Genomic DNA, 16189 nt, shown 5'->3' on the forward strand with positions numbered 1-16189 from the left:
GAACAAACAGCGGCCGCTGCCCGCGGATTACCTGCCGCAGGACCTTGCCGATGCCGGCGGGGTGCTGCTGCGTGCCGAGGCTGCCGCGGCCTATCAGCTCCTGGCAGCAGAGGCCGGTGCTGCCGGAGTTCCCATCACCGCTGTGAGCGGCTTCCGGACCGGCGCCGAGCAGGAGCAGCTTTACGTCTCCTATACGGAAGATTTCGGCCCGGAGGCGGCGGACGCCATTTCGGCCCGTCCCGGGTACAGCGAACACCAGACAGGCCTGGCCATCGACATTGCCAACCCGGACGGAACCTGTGCCCTGGAATCCTGCTTCTCCGTAACCCTGGCGGGTTCATGGGCGGCCGCCAACGCCCATCACTACGGTTTCCTCATCCGTTACCCGGCGGGGGCCGAACATGTCACCGGGTACTCCCACGAACCCTGGCATCTGCGGTACGTGGGGACGGAGCACGCCCGCGCCGTGCACGACGCCGGCACCACCTTGGAAGAGTTCCTGGGACTGCCGGCCGCGCCGGGTTATTGAGAACCCGGGCCGTTATTCGTTCCCGGCAGAGTTGAACCGCTCCAGAGCGGCGGCGAAATCCCGGAGCTCAGCTTCGCTCCACCCCTCCAAACGGTTCCGGACAGCCTCGCGGTGAATGGCCAGGGACCGTTTGAGCCGGTCTGCACCCTCCTCGGTCACGGAGAGGGCGCGGCCGCGGCGCTGCTGGCTGTCGCCGTCGTCGCCCTCAATCACCAGGCCAAGCTCCGCCAGGGCATGGACCTGCCGGGAGACAGTGGAGCGGTTCAGGGAGAAGGCGGACGCAATGTCCGTGGCGCGGCACCCGGGGTTGCTGCCGATGAAGGCCAGGAGGGACTGCTCCACCTGCGTCAGCGGAGCATTGATCCGCCGTGACCGGGCCACGGCCCGCCGGTAGATCGCATCGATCTGGTCGTAGACGTTTCCCACTGCAGTGTCCCTGGATTTGTCCTGTTGTTCCACCCCTCCAACTTACCGTCCGGACAGCGGCGGAATCCCCTTGGCGGCCGTGCAGAGTTGCACTATGCAACAATATAACGTTGCATAGTGCAACTTACAGAGGTTGTCTGTCCTGTTTCTGAGAGGTCCCATGTCTGAGCCGTCCCTTTCCGCTCCGTCACCCGATGCAGTCCGCGCGGAGCCGGCTGTACAGCCGGCCCGGTCCGGGTACGGCGGTTCCGTTCCCGGGGCAACCTTTTGGAGGTCACTGGGAATGCACCTGCTGATTCCGTTCTTCCTGGCCGCGGGGATGGGACTGGCCTATCTGGGCGCGTTCCATGAGCCCGAGCCCAACCATCTGTCCCTCGGGATCATTGGTGCCGGGACGTCCGCGGAGGTTTTTGCCCAGCAGCTCAATGGCGAGGAGCCCGGCCGGTTTGATACCCGGGTGGTAGCTGATGCCGAAACTGCCCGCCGGCTGATGGTCGACCGCGAAATCTCCGCGGCTTATGAGTCCGGCGGCGACGAGGCCACTTTGTACGTTGCGTCGGCGGCATCCGCGACGACGGCGGAGGTGGCCAAGAAGATCTTCCAGCCCGTCGCTTTTGGCCAGCACCTGCCCTTGGACATCGTTGATGTGGTTCCCGCCAATGAGCATGACCCGACCTCCCAGGGGCTGTTTTTCCTGCTGGTCGGGTTGAGCGTTGGAGCTTACTCGAGCGCGGTGGCAATCTCCGCCGTTGCCGGACAGGTCACCGTTCCATGGCGGGCCGCCGCCGTCACCATCAGTTCTGCCGTGATAGCAGGAATGGGTGTGATCATCGCGGGGCCAATTTACGGCATCCTGGAAAACGGGCTCTGGGGCATGTGGTTGTTGTCCTGGCTCTACGTCACCACAATTGCCCTGCTGGGAGTCGCGCTGCATCCGGTGCTGCGCAAGTGGACTACCCCCACCCTGACCATGCTGTTTGTCATGCTCAACTTCACGAGTTGCGGCGGCATCTTTACGGCGGAAACACTGCCGCCGTTCTTCGCCGCGCTGGGGACGTTCTGGAACGGTGCGGCTTGGCTGCACGCCGCGCAGAGCCTGGTGTATTTCCCGGCACAGCCGTTCGGCATTGACCTGTTCAAGCTGGCACTGTGGCTGGTTGCTGCCGGAGTCCTGCTGGTCCTGACCCATCGGTGGAGCGTGCGGCGGATTCGATTGTCCGATGAACGCGCGCGGGTGCGGGAAGAAGAAGGCATCGTAGCTGCCTAGGCCTTCCGGCCGGTGAGCGACGGCGGAAGCGGCTGCCGCTCAGATATCACGCCAGGTGAACCGGCCGCCGAGCAGCGTTGCCGACACCGGCATGGTGCGCAACTCCTCGCCTGTTGCGGACAGGGGATCCAGCTCGGCAATAGCCAGATCAGCCACTTCGCCTGTCTGCACCGTTGACCGGCCGCGGGCGCTCGCAGCGAGGGCAACCTCCGCCGGCAGACACTGCTCGGGATGCCACGGCTCCCGGCCGTCCCGGCTGCGGCTGACTGCGGACGCCAGCGCGAGCCAGGGATCCAACGGAGCCACCGGGGCATCGGAGCCCAGCCGCAGCGGCGCTCCGTCACGATGCAGGGAGGCCAGCGCGAAGGCACGTCCGGTGCGTCCGGGCCAGAACATATCGGCCACGTCCCGGTCATCCATGGCATGCTCAGGCTGAACGCCGGCAGCCAGCCCCAGCTCCCGGAAACGGGGGAAGTCCGTGTCCCGTACCAGCTGCGCGTGTTCAATCACTCCGGTCATGTCCAGATCCTGAAAGACATCCAGCACCTCGGTGTTGGCCCGGTCGCCAATGGCGTGGATTGCCGCGCCGATGCCGGCGTTGCGGGCTGTGGCCATCAGTGTCCGCAGTTCAGGCATCGGAACCGTGTTGTGGCCGCAGGCGGACTCCCGGCCTGCGGGGTGCCCGGGATACGGATCCCAGCACCAGGCGGTGCGCGTGTTCAGCGAACCGTCAACGATGACCTTGAGCGGGCCCATGGTGATGAGCCCGCGCTCATCCAGCACATCGCCGGTTTTCACGCCGAGGTCCACGGCGCCGGCCAGCCGGTCCGGCCACACCGATACCTCCACCCGCAACGCATCAACGCCGTGGCGGACGCGCTCCGGCCACAGCTGCAGGTTGTCAGCGTTTTCAAAGTCCACAATTCCGACGACGCCGCGCCGGGCCGCCGCTTCAGCGGCCCGCAGGTAGGCCTCTAACGGGACGGCGTCCGGATCCTCAAGCTTCTCCAGCGTCCGGAAGCACTCCGCTTCCCGGACCAGGCCGCCGTCGGCCCCTGAAATGCCCAGAGCGCGCACCGCCGCGGTGTTGACCCAGACGCAGTGAAGGTCGGCGCTGACCAGGACCACCGGCGTCGAGCCTGAGACGGCATCAAGCCCGGCGCGAGTGGGGTTGTCCGGCCAGAGTGCATCGCGGAAACCGAAGCCCACCAGGCATTCCCCGGCGGTTCCCGCCGGTAGAGCCGCTGCAACCTGCGCGAGGACCTCCGCGGCGCTGCCGGATCCGGTCAGGTCCAGCCGCTGCTGCCGGATCACCCACTGGGTGAAGTGGACGTGGTTGTCCCACAGGCCGGGGAGAACAAAGCGCCCTTCGAGGTCGAGAACCTCCTCCGCGTTCACCCCCGGTGCGGTTCTCCGCGCATTTCCCTGCGCCGGACGAATGGCCGCGATCAGTCCGGCCTGCAACGCGACGTCGTGCCGTCCCGGACGGGAAGGAAGCGAAGCGTTCCTCAGCAGAATACTGTGCGGGTTCATGGGTGTCCTTCGGAGCGCAGGGGGAGTTGTTCAGCCAAGGGTTTCCGCGTTGACCTGCCGCATGCGCCCGGCCAGCGGCGGATTGGCGTAGGGTCCCGGCTGCTGAAGGTGGTCAATGACGCTTCGGATGGTTTCCGGGCTCTTCCCCTGGCTCATCTTGTCCTTGCCCTCAATCCGGGTGACCCGGAGCCGGAAACCAACGGTGCCGTGGACAATGCGGCGGGCATACTCGCTGTTCTCGCTGGAGGCGTGCAGCAGGCGCGGCTCAGGCAGCGGCGCCTCGAAGTGCTCCACCAGGCGGTCCAGGACTGACAGGTTTTCTTCATCGGACAGGATTTCCGGCGTGCCCCGGAGATGGGCGGCAACGAAGTTCCAGGTGGGAACGGCTGGACCGCCGTCGTACCAGCCGGGGGAGATGTAGCCGTGGGGGCCCTGGATGACCGCAAGCATTTCGTGCCGTCCCAGCTCATGTTTGACCTCGTCGGGCCGGCCGACGTGGCTGAGCAGAACTATTCCCTCGGCGTCCTCGTCCAGCAGGACCGGGTAATGCGAGGCCACCAGCCCGGCGCCGTCCACCTGGCTGATGAAAGTACACCAGGGGTTGCTGCGGATGAGGTCCTTGATGGCCTCTGCATCATTGAGGGCGTAGCTGGGGTTGTCTCTCATCGGTCCTTCCATTGCGCGTGCCGCCACCCTAACAGGATGCAACAGAACAGGGCTGCGCACCGGCGCCGGGCGCGTGCATACTTCGTTTATGACGGATCAAACCCCGGTACCGGAACTGTGGCGCAGCCTGGAACCCTTGCTGCCGGACGGGTTCGAGCCGGCCGCATGGTGGGGATCGCGGTGGTGGTGGGGCGGCCCGCTCGATGTTGAGGGCCTGGGGCTGGGGGCGCTGCAGGCGCTCGCAACTGCGGTCTCCGCTTACGCGTTAACCAGCGGACATCCGGAACGGGTCAGCTTCGCGGCCGGCGGCGCGGCGGCGTCGTTTGCGTCCTTCGCCCACCTGCGTATCAACGGTGAACCCGTGCGGGGATTCGCGCCGCTTTCCGGGTTCCGGCGCAGCGCCGACGGCTGGGTGCGGCTGCACGCCAACTATCCGCATCACGAACGCGCCTTGCTGGCCGCATTGAACATCAACGGACCAGGGGAAGTGGACGCCGAGATACGCCGGCGCACGTCGGCGGATGTGGAGGAGACGGTCACGGAGCACGGAGGTCTGGCCGCGGCAGTGCGCACCCCTGAACAATGGGCGGCATCCGGGCCCGGGGGCGCCGTACTGCACGAACCCTGGCTCCGGTTGGACCTTGAGGCTGCGGAACGGGCATCCCTGCCCTGCGGCGGCAGCGGTATCCTGGCGGGACTGCGCGTGCTGGACCTGACCCGGGTTATCGCCGGTCCATCGGGCAGCCGGATCCTCGGCTCGCTGGGGGCTGACGTCCTGCGCGTGGACCCGCCGGGCATCCCGGAACTGGAGGACCAGTACGTAGACACAGGCTTCTCCAAACGCAGCACCGCAGCGGACTTCGGCGACCCGGACGCCTACCGGAAGCTGTGCGGGCTGCTGGAGGGGGCCGACGTCGTCCTCACCGCCTACCGTTCCACGGCACTGTCGCGTTTTGGTCTCCACACCGCGGCGCTGCGGGCTGATCACCCAGGGGTTGCGGTGGTCTCACTGGACGCGTGGGGAGACCGCGGGGCCTGGGCCGGCCGGCGCGGTTTTGACAGTATCGTGCAGGCTGCCGCGGGCATATCCCACCTCTACGGGAACACGGAGGAGGACGGTGAGCGGCGGCCGGGCGCGCTCCCGGTGCAGATCCTGGATTACGCCACCGGGCTGGGGATGGCTGCGGCCGCCGTCGCCCTGGTAGCCGCCCGTGCCCGCGGACTGGGCGGATCCGCCCATCTGTCACTGGCGCGGACGGCCGTGGAACTGATGCGGTTGCCCGGCCCTCCTGGCGGCATCAAACCCGAGCTGCCCGAACCCGAGCTGCTCACGTGCCGCAGCGGCTACGGCGACTTGATCTACGTGCCTCCGCCGCTGCTGATCAACGGTGCGCAGCTTGAGTACCGCTGGCCTCCGCCGCGGTACGGCAGCGCCGCATTGGTCTGGGATTACCCGGGCAGCTAACCCGCCACGCGTGCGCGCTGCGCGGTGTCGACGGCGGCTACCGCACCGCCGTCGACCAGCAGGTCCATACCTGTGATGAAACTGGCGTCGTGTCCCAGCAGGAACGCTGCCGCGTTGGCGATATCTCCCGGCGTGCCCATGCGCTTGGTACCTGAGCCTTCGATCATGGCCCGCATCTGCGCCCCGGATTCACCGGCGAGCTCCTGCTGACCCATGGGCGTGGAAATGACACCGGGGCTGATGCTGTTGACCCGCGCCCCGCGGGCACCCCAGGCCAGGCTCGCCGCCTGCACCCGCACCTGGTTGGCTCGTTTGGCGATGCCGTAGGCGTACCCGGGATTATCAACGCCGGACAGGAACGGCACCAGAAGCAGATCATCGGTGGGGACAGCGGCCAGGCCGGCCAGAACGTCCGCGGGAATCTGCCCGCCCACCATGTATGCGGACATGCTGGAGATAAAGACACCGGAACCCCGCGGTGCAATAACCTTCTGGAACTCATCCAGGACCAACGCGGTGCCCAGCAGATCCACCTTCCAGATGGCCTCCACCGGCGCCTGAACGGGAGAAAGCCCCGCTGTATGCACGACGCCGGTGACCGTGCCCAGCTCGGCGGCCGTTGCTGCCAGTGCCGCCACGGAATCACGGGATGATACGTCCACGCGCTGCGAAACGACGTCGTAACCGTCCCCGAGCGCGGTCCCTGCGACAGTCTCGAGGAGGGTTTCGTCAAAATCGGCCAACAGGACCTTTTGTCCCGCGCCCGAGCGGCGCAGGACGGCCTGTCCCATACCGCCCATTCCTACAATGACCAGTACCTCGGTTGCCATAACTCTCCAATGTCCGGAGGACTTCGGCAGGGGGAGGCTGCCGGTGCCCTGACCATACCCTCCCGCGAGGGCGCAGGCCGCCGTCTCCCGGACAAATGCCTTCGGTTTACGGCGGATTGAAACTTCGTCAGCCGGGGATGTTTTCGTAGATATGTTCGGGTGGCGCCGCATTCGGTTTCACAAAAATGCGAGTATGTAACAATTTACCTGCAAAGTACTCTAATCAGCGCATGCAACCTGACGTAGTGAATTTTGTTGCCCTACCGTAATAGCAAGCTAAGGGAATCCATCCCTGCCGTCTGCAAGCGGTGAATCACGTCTCCGGTCCCGGCATTTCGCGGGAAAGGCGGCCTCATCGGGTCCGGGACGGCCGTACGGCAAGGCTTGGGGGCTGCGCAGTGCGGCAAGCCGGTAATCGAAAACACTTGTGTTTTCTCGTCTGCGTAATACGCGGAAACACCAACGACACCATCCAGGAAATAAATGAAAACGACACTTTCCACCGGCCTCACATCGGCAGCGCTGGCAGCCTTGCTCGCGGTCACCTGCCTGGCGGGTCCGGCCGCGGCTGCCGTCCCTGCCTTGGACACCGACATGCCGGCCAACAGTCTCAGCGAGGCCGAGCAGTCCCGAATCATCGGCGAGAACGGATCCCGGATGGGCCAGGGCCTTCACCGGCTCACCGTCACCGGCGATGCCCAGTTGCCGGCACCCCATGAGACCGGCTCAGCGCCTGCGGAGGCGGATCCCCAAGGAGCTGTTCCCGACCCGGCCGAGCCGCTGGGTGGAAACTGGCGTCCCCCGGGAATCCAGGGCATGGATGTCTCCAGCCACCAGGGCAATGTCGATTGGAACCGTGCCTGGGCTCAGGGATCCAGATTTGCGTACGCCAAGGCCACCGAGGGCACCACCTACAAGAACCCGAACTTCAACCAGCAGTACGGCGGATCGTACAACGTGGGTATGGTCCGCGGCGCCTACCACTTTGCACTGCCCAACGTCTCCTCAGCGGTTGAGCAGGCCAACTACTTCGTCAACAACGGCGGAGGCTGGTCGGCGGACGGAAAAACGCTTCCGCCCCTCCTGGATATCGAGTACAACCCCTACGCTTCGCTGGGGAACACCTGCTACAACATGAGCGCAACCCAGATGGTCAACTGGATTAAAGCGTTCTCCAACCAGGTAAAGGCGCGGACCGGCCGTACCCCGATGATTTATACGACTACCGACTGGTGGTCACGGTGCACCGGAAACAGTGCAGCCTTTGGAGACAACCCCCTGCACATTGCCAGCTACAACGAGGTGGGAGCCGGTCCCCTTCCGGCAAGCTGGCGCTATTACAGCGTGTGGCAGTACAGCGACACCGGTCCCTTTGTGGGGGATTCGAATGTCTGGAACGGAACCGCAGCCGGCCTGACCGCTTTCGCCCGTAATGCGGCTGAGGCAGCACCCGCGCCGGGACCGTTCAAGGATGTACCGGCCAATTCACAATTCGCCAAGGACATTACCTGGCTTAAGAATGCCGGGATTGCCACCGGATACGCGGACGGAACCTATCGTCCCCTGCAACCGGTCAGCCGCGAAGCGATGGCTGCTTTCCTGTACCGGGTTAAGGGAAGTCCGGCTTATACCCCGCCTGCACAGTCAGCATTCAGGGACATTGCGGGAAGCGAGTTCTACAAGGAGATCAACTGGCTCCGCGCAAAGGGTGTGGCCAAGGGCTGGAACGGTAACCAATTCGGCCCGAAACTGGACATCGGCCGGGACGCCATGGCAGTTTTCCTCTACCGGCTGGCGGGAAGCCCTGCCTACAGCGCTCCGCGCGTCTCGCCGTTCAAGGATGTGGCGGTCAACAACGTCTACTACAAGGAGATCAGCTGGCTGGCGGCCACCGGGATCTCCACCGGCTGGAGCGACGGGACTTTCCGTCCCTTCGATCCGGTCAACCGTGACGCAATGGCAGCTTTCCTGCACCGCTACGACACTAAGTTCTAGCACCCAACAGGACCCGGGAAGGGGTCCTCCCGAAGCGCTGCAACCGCCGGAATCACTTCTCCCACTGCATTCCAAAAACCGGCGGTGCAGTGTTTTACATGCATTCCTGTCTCTCAGGACGCGGCAATAGATTCATGCTGCTCTTTTGGGTATCAATCGATGATGAGCCGCCAATAAACCCGGCAAATCCAATTATCGTCCGGGCAGTAGACTAATATCGCGACGTGCCGCTACGATAAATCCAATCATGAAAAAGAAACCCGCCTTCCGGACCGCTGCCGTCCGTGTCATATGTGCCTTTGTCCTTGCATCCGTTGCCGTTCCGGGAAGCGCTGCAGCCGCCGCGTACCCGGCGCGCGGAACCGTTGCCGTACCGGCGGGTGAGATGCAGCAGCCGGAGGTTCCCGACCTGCCTCCCGCAGCTCCGGACACCCCCAAACCCGACCCCGCTCTTTTGTCTCCCGAGGCGGCTCAGGCATCGGTTGATGCGGCAGCCGCCGCGGCCGGCGCCGCCGCTTCCGGTGCAGCCGTTCCTGATGCATCAGTGGAAGCGGTCCGGAGCGATGCCTTCGCTTCGGCAGTGTTTGACCTGATGAATGCCAAGCGCCGCGCGGCGGGGGTTCCCGCATTGATTTGGCACCAGCAGATTGCTGACGGTTCCCAGGGCTGGGCGAACCATTTGCGGGTTGCCACGGCGGATCCGTACTTTGACTGGAACGGCATTCACCGGCCCGATGCCGGCCTGTCCGTCATTCCCGCCGGTGCCAACTGGTACGGGGAAATCATCGCCTTCAATTTCTCAGCTGCGTCCGTGGTGGATTGGTGGATGAACTCTCCCGCCCACCGGGCCGCGATGCTGGATCCGCGGGAGACCCATGCCGGGGTGGGCTACGTAGTACCCACCAGCGGACCGTACAAGGGGTGGCATCTGGTGGTCTCCAACCTGGCCGGATACCCCAAGACTGCTCCGCCCGCTCCGGTGTCTCCGTTCAGTGATCTGCAGAGCGGGCAGCAGTTCCTGCCCGATATGAACTGGATGCACGCCAAGCGCGTTTCCACCGGATGGGCGGAAAAGAATGGAACCAAGACCTACCGTCCTTTTGAAGCAGTAACCCGGGAAGCAATGGCAGCTTTTATGTATCGGCTTTCCGGCTCACCGGCCTATACTCCACCGAATAAATCTCCTTTCACGGATGTAAAAACTTCGCATCCTTATTATAAAGAGATAGCGTGGTTGTCAGCCAGGAAGATATCCACGGGCTGGAAGCAGAAAGACGGCACGCAGGAATTTCGTCCGGGTACTTCGGTAACCAGGGATGCCATGGCTGCATTTATGTACCGGCTAAAGGGATCGCCAAAATACGCGGCACCGAAAACATCGCCCTTTACCGACGTTCACAAATCCCACCAGTTCTATAAAGAAATCTCCTGGGCCGCCGCCGAGGGTGTCTCCACCGGCTGGCCCGCCGCAGGCGGCGCGTCCGAGTACCGGCCGGAGCAAACCATCGCCCGTGACGCCATGGCTGCATTCATGAAGCGCTGGGCTTCCTAGCGCTTTCTGCCCTGCGTTCCCCGGGGGGTCAACTGACCCCGCAGCCGCAAGCCGGCCGCGGGGTCAGCCGGCCGTGGGGTCAGCCGGCCGCAGCGGCCAGCCGGTCCGAGAGGGCCATGAAGTCCTGATCAAGTACTTGTGCCTCGGGGTGGGCGTCATACCAGGCAAGGATTTCCGCCGCACCCTGAACAAAGGGGATTCGGGCGGCAAACCCGGGGACCAGCGACTTGATCTTGGAGTTGTCGAAGATAACCGAGTGGGATTTGTCGCCCAGCAGGCCCGGCCCGCGTCCGGGGTCGAGAGCGGCAATGGTGTCAGAGGGAACATGCACCAGCCTCGGCTCAGGCACACCGGCTGCCGCCGCCAGAATCCGGTAGATCTCGTTCCACGGCAGGAACTCATCCGAGGTGATGGTGTAGCTGTCTCCCACCGCCGCCGGCCGGCCCAGCAGGCCGGTAAAGGCACGGGCAAAGTCCCTGCTGTGCGTCAGGGTCCACAAGGAGGTGCCGTCGCCGTGGACCAGCACGGGCAGGCCGGCACGCATCCGGTGCAGGTCCGTCCACCCTCCCGTGAGCGGAATCATGGTCCGGTCATAGGTGTGGGAAGGGCGAACCACGGTTCCGGGGAACCCCTCGTCCCGGTAAGCGGCGGTGAGCAGGTCCTCGCAGGCAATCTTGTCCCGCGAGTACTGCCAGAAGGGATTGCGCAGCGGCGTGGACTCCAGGATGGGCAGCCGGGCCGGCGGTTTCTGATAGGCCGAGGCCGAGCTGATGAACACATACTGGCCGGTGCGGCCGCGGAAGAGATCCATGCTCGCCGCCAGCTGCTCCGGAACAAACGAGATGAAGTCTGCAACGGCGTCGAACTCCCGTCCGGACAGGACTTCGGCAGCCGCCTCCGGATTTCGGATGTCTGCGTGCAGAACCTCGGCTCCGGCAGGGGCAGGCCGGACGGTGGAGGCTCCCCGGTTGAGAAGGGTGACCCGGTGGCCCAGCTCGGCTGCATGCCCGGCCACGGCGGAGCTAATGACCCCGGTTCCGCCGATGAGAAGAATGTCCATGTGTGCTCCCTGCTCGGATCCAACGGCTGCCGGGAGCCAGTCTACGGAGTATCGGCTTCTGCGCCACCGGTGCGCTCGCCAAGGCCCGATTTTCGGCCGCCGCTGCTGCGCCGGGTGACCGCTGATGCCCACACCCATGTGGCGCGCCGAATGCCGCCATCAGTCCACAGCACCTGGACTGCCCTGGCATTCCAGGTGCAGGCTTCACCCTTGACGCGCTCAGCGGAACCGGGAAACCGGATCCAGGCCCAGACCGGAATCCCCGGCACCGACGTGGCGGCGGGATGGTGTTCAAAGTCCAGCTCTTCGGGAGTGAGTCCAATCGGCTCCGCGCGCCTGGCGTAGCGGGCGGCGATCCGAGCTGCCGCATCCTGATCCATACTTAAAAGTAGAACACATATTCGAATGCGGGTGCCTCTGGAGTTCTCCGCTGCGGCGGGCACAATGGGACCATGTGCGGACGATATGTGATGGCGAAGGCAACGCCGGACCTGGTGGCGGCCTTTGCCGCGGAACAGGCTGTGGGGGAGGACGTGGCTCCGTCCTGGAACGTGGCGCCCACCGACAATGTGCGCATCGTCACCGAGCGCACCCATCGCAGGGACGGGGACGACGACGGCGGCAGCCGGCCTGCCGCGGTCCGGCGGCTGGCTACAGCCAAGTGGGGGTTGGTGCCGGCATGGGCGAAGGATCCCAAAATCGGATCCCGGATGATTAATGCCCGCCGGGAAACGGTGCTGGAAAAGCCGGCGTTCCGTAAGGCCGCCGTGAAGCGCCGGGCGCTGGTGCCTGCTGACGGCTACTACGAATGGGAGAAGTCGGGCGGGGCCAAGATTCCTACGTACCTGTACTCGCCGTCCGAGGATCCGCTGGCCTTCGCCGGCCTGTATGAGTTCTGGCCTGACCCGTCACTGCCCGAAGACCATGAGCATAAATGGCTGCTGAGCTTCACCATCATCACCACCGAAGCAGGCGATGCACTGGGGCATATCCATGACCGCACTCCGCTGATCGTTCCCCCGGATCTCTACGCGGACTGGCTGGACCCGCAGCTGACGGAATCTGCGGACGTGCAGCAGCTGCTGGACGCCATGCCGGAACCGGTGCTGACGCCGCGGGTGGTTTCCAGCGACGTCAACTCGGTGCGCAACAACGGGCCGGAGCTGATCCTCCCGGCACAGGGGGCCTAGCGGGGCGGGAAGGGATCCACCCCGCCTCCCGCCCGCTGCCCGTCACCAGGCGTAATCCTCCGGGGCGGTCCGGTGGCCGGGGAAAATGGTGTCGAGCCTGGCGAGCGCCTCTGCGTCGAGCTCCGTGTCCAGAGCCTTCAGTGCGTCGTCGAGCTGGGCCTGAATCCGCGGCCCGACAATTGGAGCGGTGACGGCGGGCTGGTGCAGCAGCCAGGCCAGCGCCAGGATGCCGGGGGCAACGCCGAGTTCATCGGCGAAGTCCTCGTACCGGACCAGCGCTTCCCGGTGGGTTTCCAGGGCTTCCTTTGCCCGTCCCTCCGTGCGTCTGCCGCCCTGCTCGGTTTTCTTGATTACCCCGCCGAGCAGGCCGCCTTCCAGCGGCGACCACGGCAGCAGCCCCAGGCCGTACTGTTGGGCCGCCGGTATCACTTCCAGCTCCACGGCACGGGTGATCAGGTTGTAGATGCTTTGCTCACTGACCAGCCCGGTGAAGTTCCGGCGCCGGGCGGCCTCCTGGGCGCGGGCAATGTGCCAGCCGGCAAAGTTTGAACTGCCGTTGTAGATGATTTTGCCCTGCTGGACCGCCACGTCCATGGCCTGCCAGATCTCGTCCCAGGGAGTGTTCCGGTCAATGTGGTGGAACTGGTAGAGGTCAATGTAGTCGGTTTGCAGCCGCTTCAGGCTGGCATCCAGGGCGCGGCGGATATTCAGTGCGGACAGGAACGTGTCATTGGGGCGTTCGCTCATGGACCCGTACAGCTTGGTGGCAATGACCGTGTCCTCGCGCCGGCCGCCGCCCTTGGCGAACCAGCGGCCCACAATCTCTTCGGTCCAGCCTTTCTTGTCCCAGCCGTAGACGTTGGCGGTATCAAAAAAGTTGATGCCTGCCTCCCGGGCGGAGTCCATGATGGCATGGGCGTCCGCTTCCTCGGTTTTGGGGCCGAAATTCATGGTGCCCAGGCACAGGCGGGAGACGCTGAGGCCGGAGCGGCCCAGGTGGGTGTACTGCATAGAGGAATCCTCACGTAGTGGATGGCTGAGCACGCGGTCCCGGGCAGCGGGACCGCTGATGCAGGACCCATTGTGCTCGTCCGGGGACTCCCCGGCTAGGGGTATCCAACAGTTCCTGCAGGAAATAGGGTGGCGCCCAAACACGATGAAAGGCACTCAATGACGCAGGACCATGTCCCGGGACTGGATCTCAACAACGGGGTCCGCATTCCGCAGCTGGGCTACGGAGTCTTCCAGATTCCCCCGGAGAACACCCAGGAAGCCGTCGAAAGTGCCCTCGAGGCGGGCTACCGGCACATCGACACGGCCGCCGGATACAGAAACGAAGCGGCAGTGGGAGCCGCCGTCGCAGCCTCCGGGATTGCCCGTGAGGACCTCTTCATCACCACCAAACTCCGCAACGGGGACCAGGCACGGGCGCGTGCGGCGTTCGAGGACAGCCGGGAAGCGCTGGGCCTGGAGCAGGTGGATCTGTACCTGATCCACTGGCCGGTTCCCTCGCAGGGACTGTATCTGCAGGCCTGGCAGGACCTGGAACAGATCTACTCTGACGGGCTGGCCCGCGCCATCGGTGTTTCCAACTTCCTGCCCGAGCATCTGGAAGAACTCACCCGGGCCGCAAATGTTCCGCCCGCCGTCAACCAGATCGAACTGCACCCCACCTTCCAGCAGCGGGCGCTCGCGGATGCTTCCCGCCGCCACGGCATGGCGGTTGAGGCTTACAGTCCGCTGGGGCAAAGCGGGGATCTGACGAACAGCACGGTGATCGAGATAGCAGCCCGTCACCATGCAACACCGGCGCAGGTGGTGCTGGCCTGGCACCTGGCGTCCGGCAACATTGTCATCCCCAAAACTGCCACCCCGGAGCGGATGCGGGAAAACCTCGCTTCGGTGAGCGTGGAGCTCTCTCCCCTCGACATGGAGCAGATCAACGATCTCGACGCCGGCAGGAGGATCGGAGCGGACCCCGCCACCGCGGCCTTCAGCCAGTACTGACGGAAGGCCGCTGAAGGCCGCTGATGTAGCCTGAGACACACACCTGATCCACAAGGAGGGCACATCTGTGGCCGAGTCGTATTACCGCGCCCTGGGCGAGGAAACTTTTGAATCCACCATCCACACGCAGGGCGCCTGGAATGAGCACGAACAGCACATGGCTCCCGTGGCCGGCCTGCTGGCCCACGCGCTGGAAACGTGCAGTCCGCGGCCGGATATGCGCGTGGCACGGATCGGCTACGACATTCTCGGCGTCATCCCCCGCGGCACCTTCGACGTGCGGACCAAGGTGCTGCGCCCGGGGCGCACCATCGAACTGCTGGAGGCAGAGCTGATTGCCGGCGGCCGGACGGCGGTGCGCGCCACCGCCTGGCGGCTGGCGGTGGGATCCACCGGCGAAGTGGCAGCCCTGGAAGATGCTCCCATGCCCGGACCGGACGGGCTGGAAGAGGCCCGCGGCATGACGCAGTGGCCGGGGGATTTCATTGGATCGCTGGACTTCCGTGCCGTGCCGGGCCTGCGACCGGGCCGCGGCCAGGTGTGGATCCGCACTCCCTATTCCATGCTGGAGGGGGAAACGACGTCGGACCTGGTGCGCCTGGTGGGCCTGGTGGACACCGCCAACGGCATTGCGGCCCGGGTTCCGCCGGGCGGGGACAGTTACATGTTCCCCAACGTGGATCTGCAGATCCACCTTCACCGGGCACCCCGGGGGGAATGGCTGGGGCTGGATACCCGCGTCACGTTTGGAACCGACGGCATAGGACTGACTTCCTCCGTGCTGCATGACGAGCAGGGCCCCTTCGGCCGCAGCGAGCAGATCCTGACCGTGCGCCGGCTCGGCGGACAGGCCTAGCAACCGTGTCCGGTGACCCTTTCCGTCCTGCCCGCGGAGCCGCTGCTTCAGCGCCGCTCACGGTGGTGAGGCAGGAACAGAGCCTGGGCGCGGCGGAAGATCTGGACTTCGCGCTCAGGATGCTGGATGCGGCCAAGCGGGGGGAGCTGGGGCCGACGCTCCGCGTCTACCGCCCGCTGCCCACCGTGGCCCTGGGCCAGCGCGACGCCCGCCTGCCCGGCTTTGACGACGCTGTGCGGGCCTGCCGTGCGCAGGGCTTTGAGCCGCTGGTGCGCAAGGCCGGGGGGCGCGCGGCGGCCTACCACCAGGGCTGCCTCGTGGTGGACCATGTGGAGCCCGGAACCAATGCCGTGGCAGGATCACTTGCCCGGTTTGCCGCCTTCGGTGACATGTATGCCTCGGCGCTGCGGCGGGCCGGTGCCGATGCGGCGGTGGGCGAAATACCCGGGGAGTACTGTCCAGGCGAGTTCACCGTCCACGGCACCACTCCCGGCGGCCGAAAAATCAAGCTCGTCGGCACGGCGCAGCGCGTGGTCTCCGGTGCCTGGCTCTTTTCCTCCGTGTTTGTGGTGCAGGATGCCGCGCCCCTGCGGCAGGTCCTGGACCAGTGCTACGCGGCACTGGGCCTGGACTGGAATCCGGACACGGCCGGCGCCGCGGAGGATACCGGCACCGTTGACCTGGACGGTGTCGAAGCGGCCCTGATGGAGGCTTATGCTGCCCGAGGCCCGCTGGATGTTGGTGATTTCGGGACCCTGGGGCGGGACCTGCATCCTGCCGCCACGGTGTCCGGTGCCACTGCAGTCCAGTGAT

The 16189-nt window shown here is 65.3% G+C and carries 16 protein-coding genes; 9 read left to right on the forward strand and 7 right to left on the reverse strand.

All coding sequences use genetic code 11. From position 1 onward, the window contains the following. Positions 1-529, forward strand: a 529-nt coding sequence (locus QMA10_RS12925; protein ID WP_290168928.1) for a M15 family metallopeptidase, incomplete at its 5' end; no start/stop codon positions are given. Positions 530-541: 12 nt separating this feature from the next. Here the strand turns inward: QMA10_RS12925 and QMA10_RS12930 are convergent. Beyond that, positions 542-988, reverse strand: coding sequence for a MarR family winged helix-turn-helix transcriptional regulator (locus tag QMA10_RS12930; RefSeq protein ID WP_290168930.1), 447 nt, complete (start codon positions 986-988; stop codon positions 542-544). 127 nt (positions 989-1115) lie between these two features. Here QMA10_RS12930 and QMA10_RS12935 point away from each other — a divergent pair, with 127 nt between their 5' ends. Next, entirely contained in the window at positions 1116-2222 is a 1107-nt protein-coding gene (locus QMA10_RS12935) for a hypothetical protein (RefSeq protein WP_290168932.1), read from the forward strand. Positions 2223-2261: 39 nt separating this feature from the next. Here the strand turns inward: QMA10_RS12935 and QMA10_RS12940 are convergent, their stop codons facing one another. Together QMA10_RS12940 and QMA10_RS12945 are read right to left on the reverse strand one after the other, a co-directional pair. After that, on the reverse strand, positions 2262-3755 hold the full coding sequence (locus QMA10_RS12940; RefSeq protein ID WP_290168934.1) for an amidohydrolase family protein: 1494 nt from the start codon (positions 3753-3755) through the stop codon (positions 2262-2264). A gap of 30 nt (positions 3756-3785) precedes the next feature. After that, positions 3786-4421 (reverse strand): FMN-binding negative transcriptional regulator, encoded by a 636-nt coding sequence (locus tag QMA10_RS12945; RefSeq protein ID WP_290168936.1) that lies wholly within the window; start codon positions 4419-4421, stop codon positions 3786-3788. Positions 4422-4509: 88 nt separating this feature from the next. Here QMA10_RS12945 and QMA10_RS12950 point away from each other — a divergent pair, with 88 nt between their 5' ends. Further along, positions 4510-5886 carry a CoA transferase gene (locus QMA10_RS12950; RefSeq protein ID WP_290168938.1) on the forward strand — a complete coding sequence of 459 codons (1377 nt, stop codon included), beginning with the start codon at positions 4510-4512 and terminating at the stop codon, positions 5884-5886. Here QMA10_RS12950 and QMA10_RS12955 read toward each other — a convergent pair. Continuing rightward, the gene (locus tag QMA10_RS12955; protein WP_290168939.1) at positions 5883-6716 is read right to left on the reverse strand and encodes an SDR family oxidoreductase; all 834 of its coding nucleotides are present in this window, start codon (positions 6714-6716) and stop codon (positions 5883-5885) included. The two genes, QMA10_RS12950 and QMA10_RS12955, sit on opposite strands and share 4 nt — an antisense overlap. Before the next feature lie 483 nt (positions 6717-7199). Between QMA10_RS12955 and QMA10_RS12960 the strand changes: the two genes are divergently transcribed. Then, positions 7200-8711 carry a GH25 family lysozyme gene (locus QMA10_RS12960; RefSeq protein WP_290168940.1) on the forward strand — a complete coding sequence of 504 codons (1512 nt, stop codon included), beginning with the start codon at positions 7200-7202 and terminating at the stop codon, positions 8709-8711. Positions 8712-8958: 247 nt separating this feature from the next. Next, on the forward strand, positions 8959-10263 hold the full coding sequence (locus QMA10_RS12965; protein WP_290168941.1) for an S-layer homology domain-containing protein: 1305 nt from the start codon (positions 8959-8961) through the stop codon (positions 10261-10263). Between the two features lie 79 nt (positions 10264-10342). On the opposite strand, the gene QMA10_RS12970 is transcribed toward QMA10_RS12965, so the two are convergent. Together QMA10_RS12970 and QMA10_RS12975 are read right to left on the reverse strand one after the other, a co-directional pair. Continuing rightward, the gene (locus QMA10_RS12970) at positions 10343-11323 is read right to left on the reverse strand and encodes an NAD-dependent epimerase/dehydratase family protein (RefSeq protein WP_290168942.1); all 981 of its coding nucleotides are present in this window, start codon (positions 11321-11323) and stop codon (positions 10343-10345) included. A gap of 41 nt (positions 11324-11364) precedes the next feature. Continuing rightward, entirely contained in the window at positions 11365-11703 is a 339-nt protein-coding gene (locus tag QMA10_RS12975; protein WP_290168943.1) for a hypothetical protein, read from the reverse strand. 72 nt (positions 11704-11775) lie between these two features. On the opposite strand from QMA10_RS12975, the gene QMA10_RS12980 reads away from it, so the two are divergent. Beyond that, complete coding sequence (locus tag QMA10_RS12980) at positions 11776-12513, forward strand: SOS response-associated peptidase (protein ID WP_290168944.1); 738 nt, start codon at positions 11776-11778, stop codon at positions 12511-12513. Positions 12514-12555: 42 nt separating this feature from the next. Here the strand turns inward: QMA10_RS12980 and QMA10_RS12985 are convergent, their stop codons facing one another. Then, entirely contained in the window at positions 12556-13524 is a 969-nt protein-coding gene (locus QMA10_RS12985) for an aldo/keto reductase (RefSeq protein ID WP_290168945.1), read from the reverse strand. A 159-nt stretch (positions 13525-13683) separates the two neighbouring features. On the opposite strand from QMA10_RS12985, the gene QMA10_RS12990 reads away from it, so the two are divergent. The 3 genes from QMA10_RS12990 (at position 13684) to QMA10_RS13000 (ending at position 16188) form a co-directional block, all read left to right on the forward strand. Beyond that, positions 13684-14520 (forward strand): aldo/keto reductase, encoded by an 837-nt coding sequence (locus QMA10_RS12990; protein ID WP_290168948.1) that lies wholly within the window; start codon positions 13684-13686, stop codon positions 14518-14520. Positions 14521-14587: 67 nt separating this feature from the next. Continuing rightward, positions 14588-15376, forward strand: coding sequence for a thioesterase family protein (locus tag QMA10_RS12995; protein ID WP_290168950.1), 789 nt, complete (start codon positions 14588-14590; stop codon positions 15374-15376). Between the two features lie 5 nt (positions 15377-15381). Beyond that, positions 15382-16188: a lipoate--protein ligase family protein gene (locus QMA10_RS13000; protein WP_290168951.1), complete on the forward strand. Its 807-nt coding sequence runs from the start codon at positions 15382-15384 to the stop codon at positions 16186-16188. The last annotated feature ends 1 nt before the right edge of the window (position 16189 follow it).

Source organism: Arthrobacter sp. APC 3897 (genome assembly GCF_030407495.1).
Taxonomy (GTDB): domain Bacteria; phylum Actinomycetota; class Actinomycetes; order Actinomycetales; family Micrococcaceae; genus Arthrobacter_B.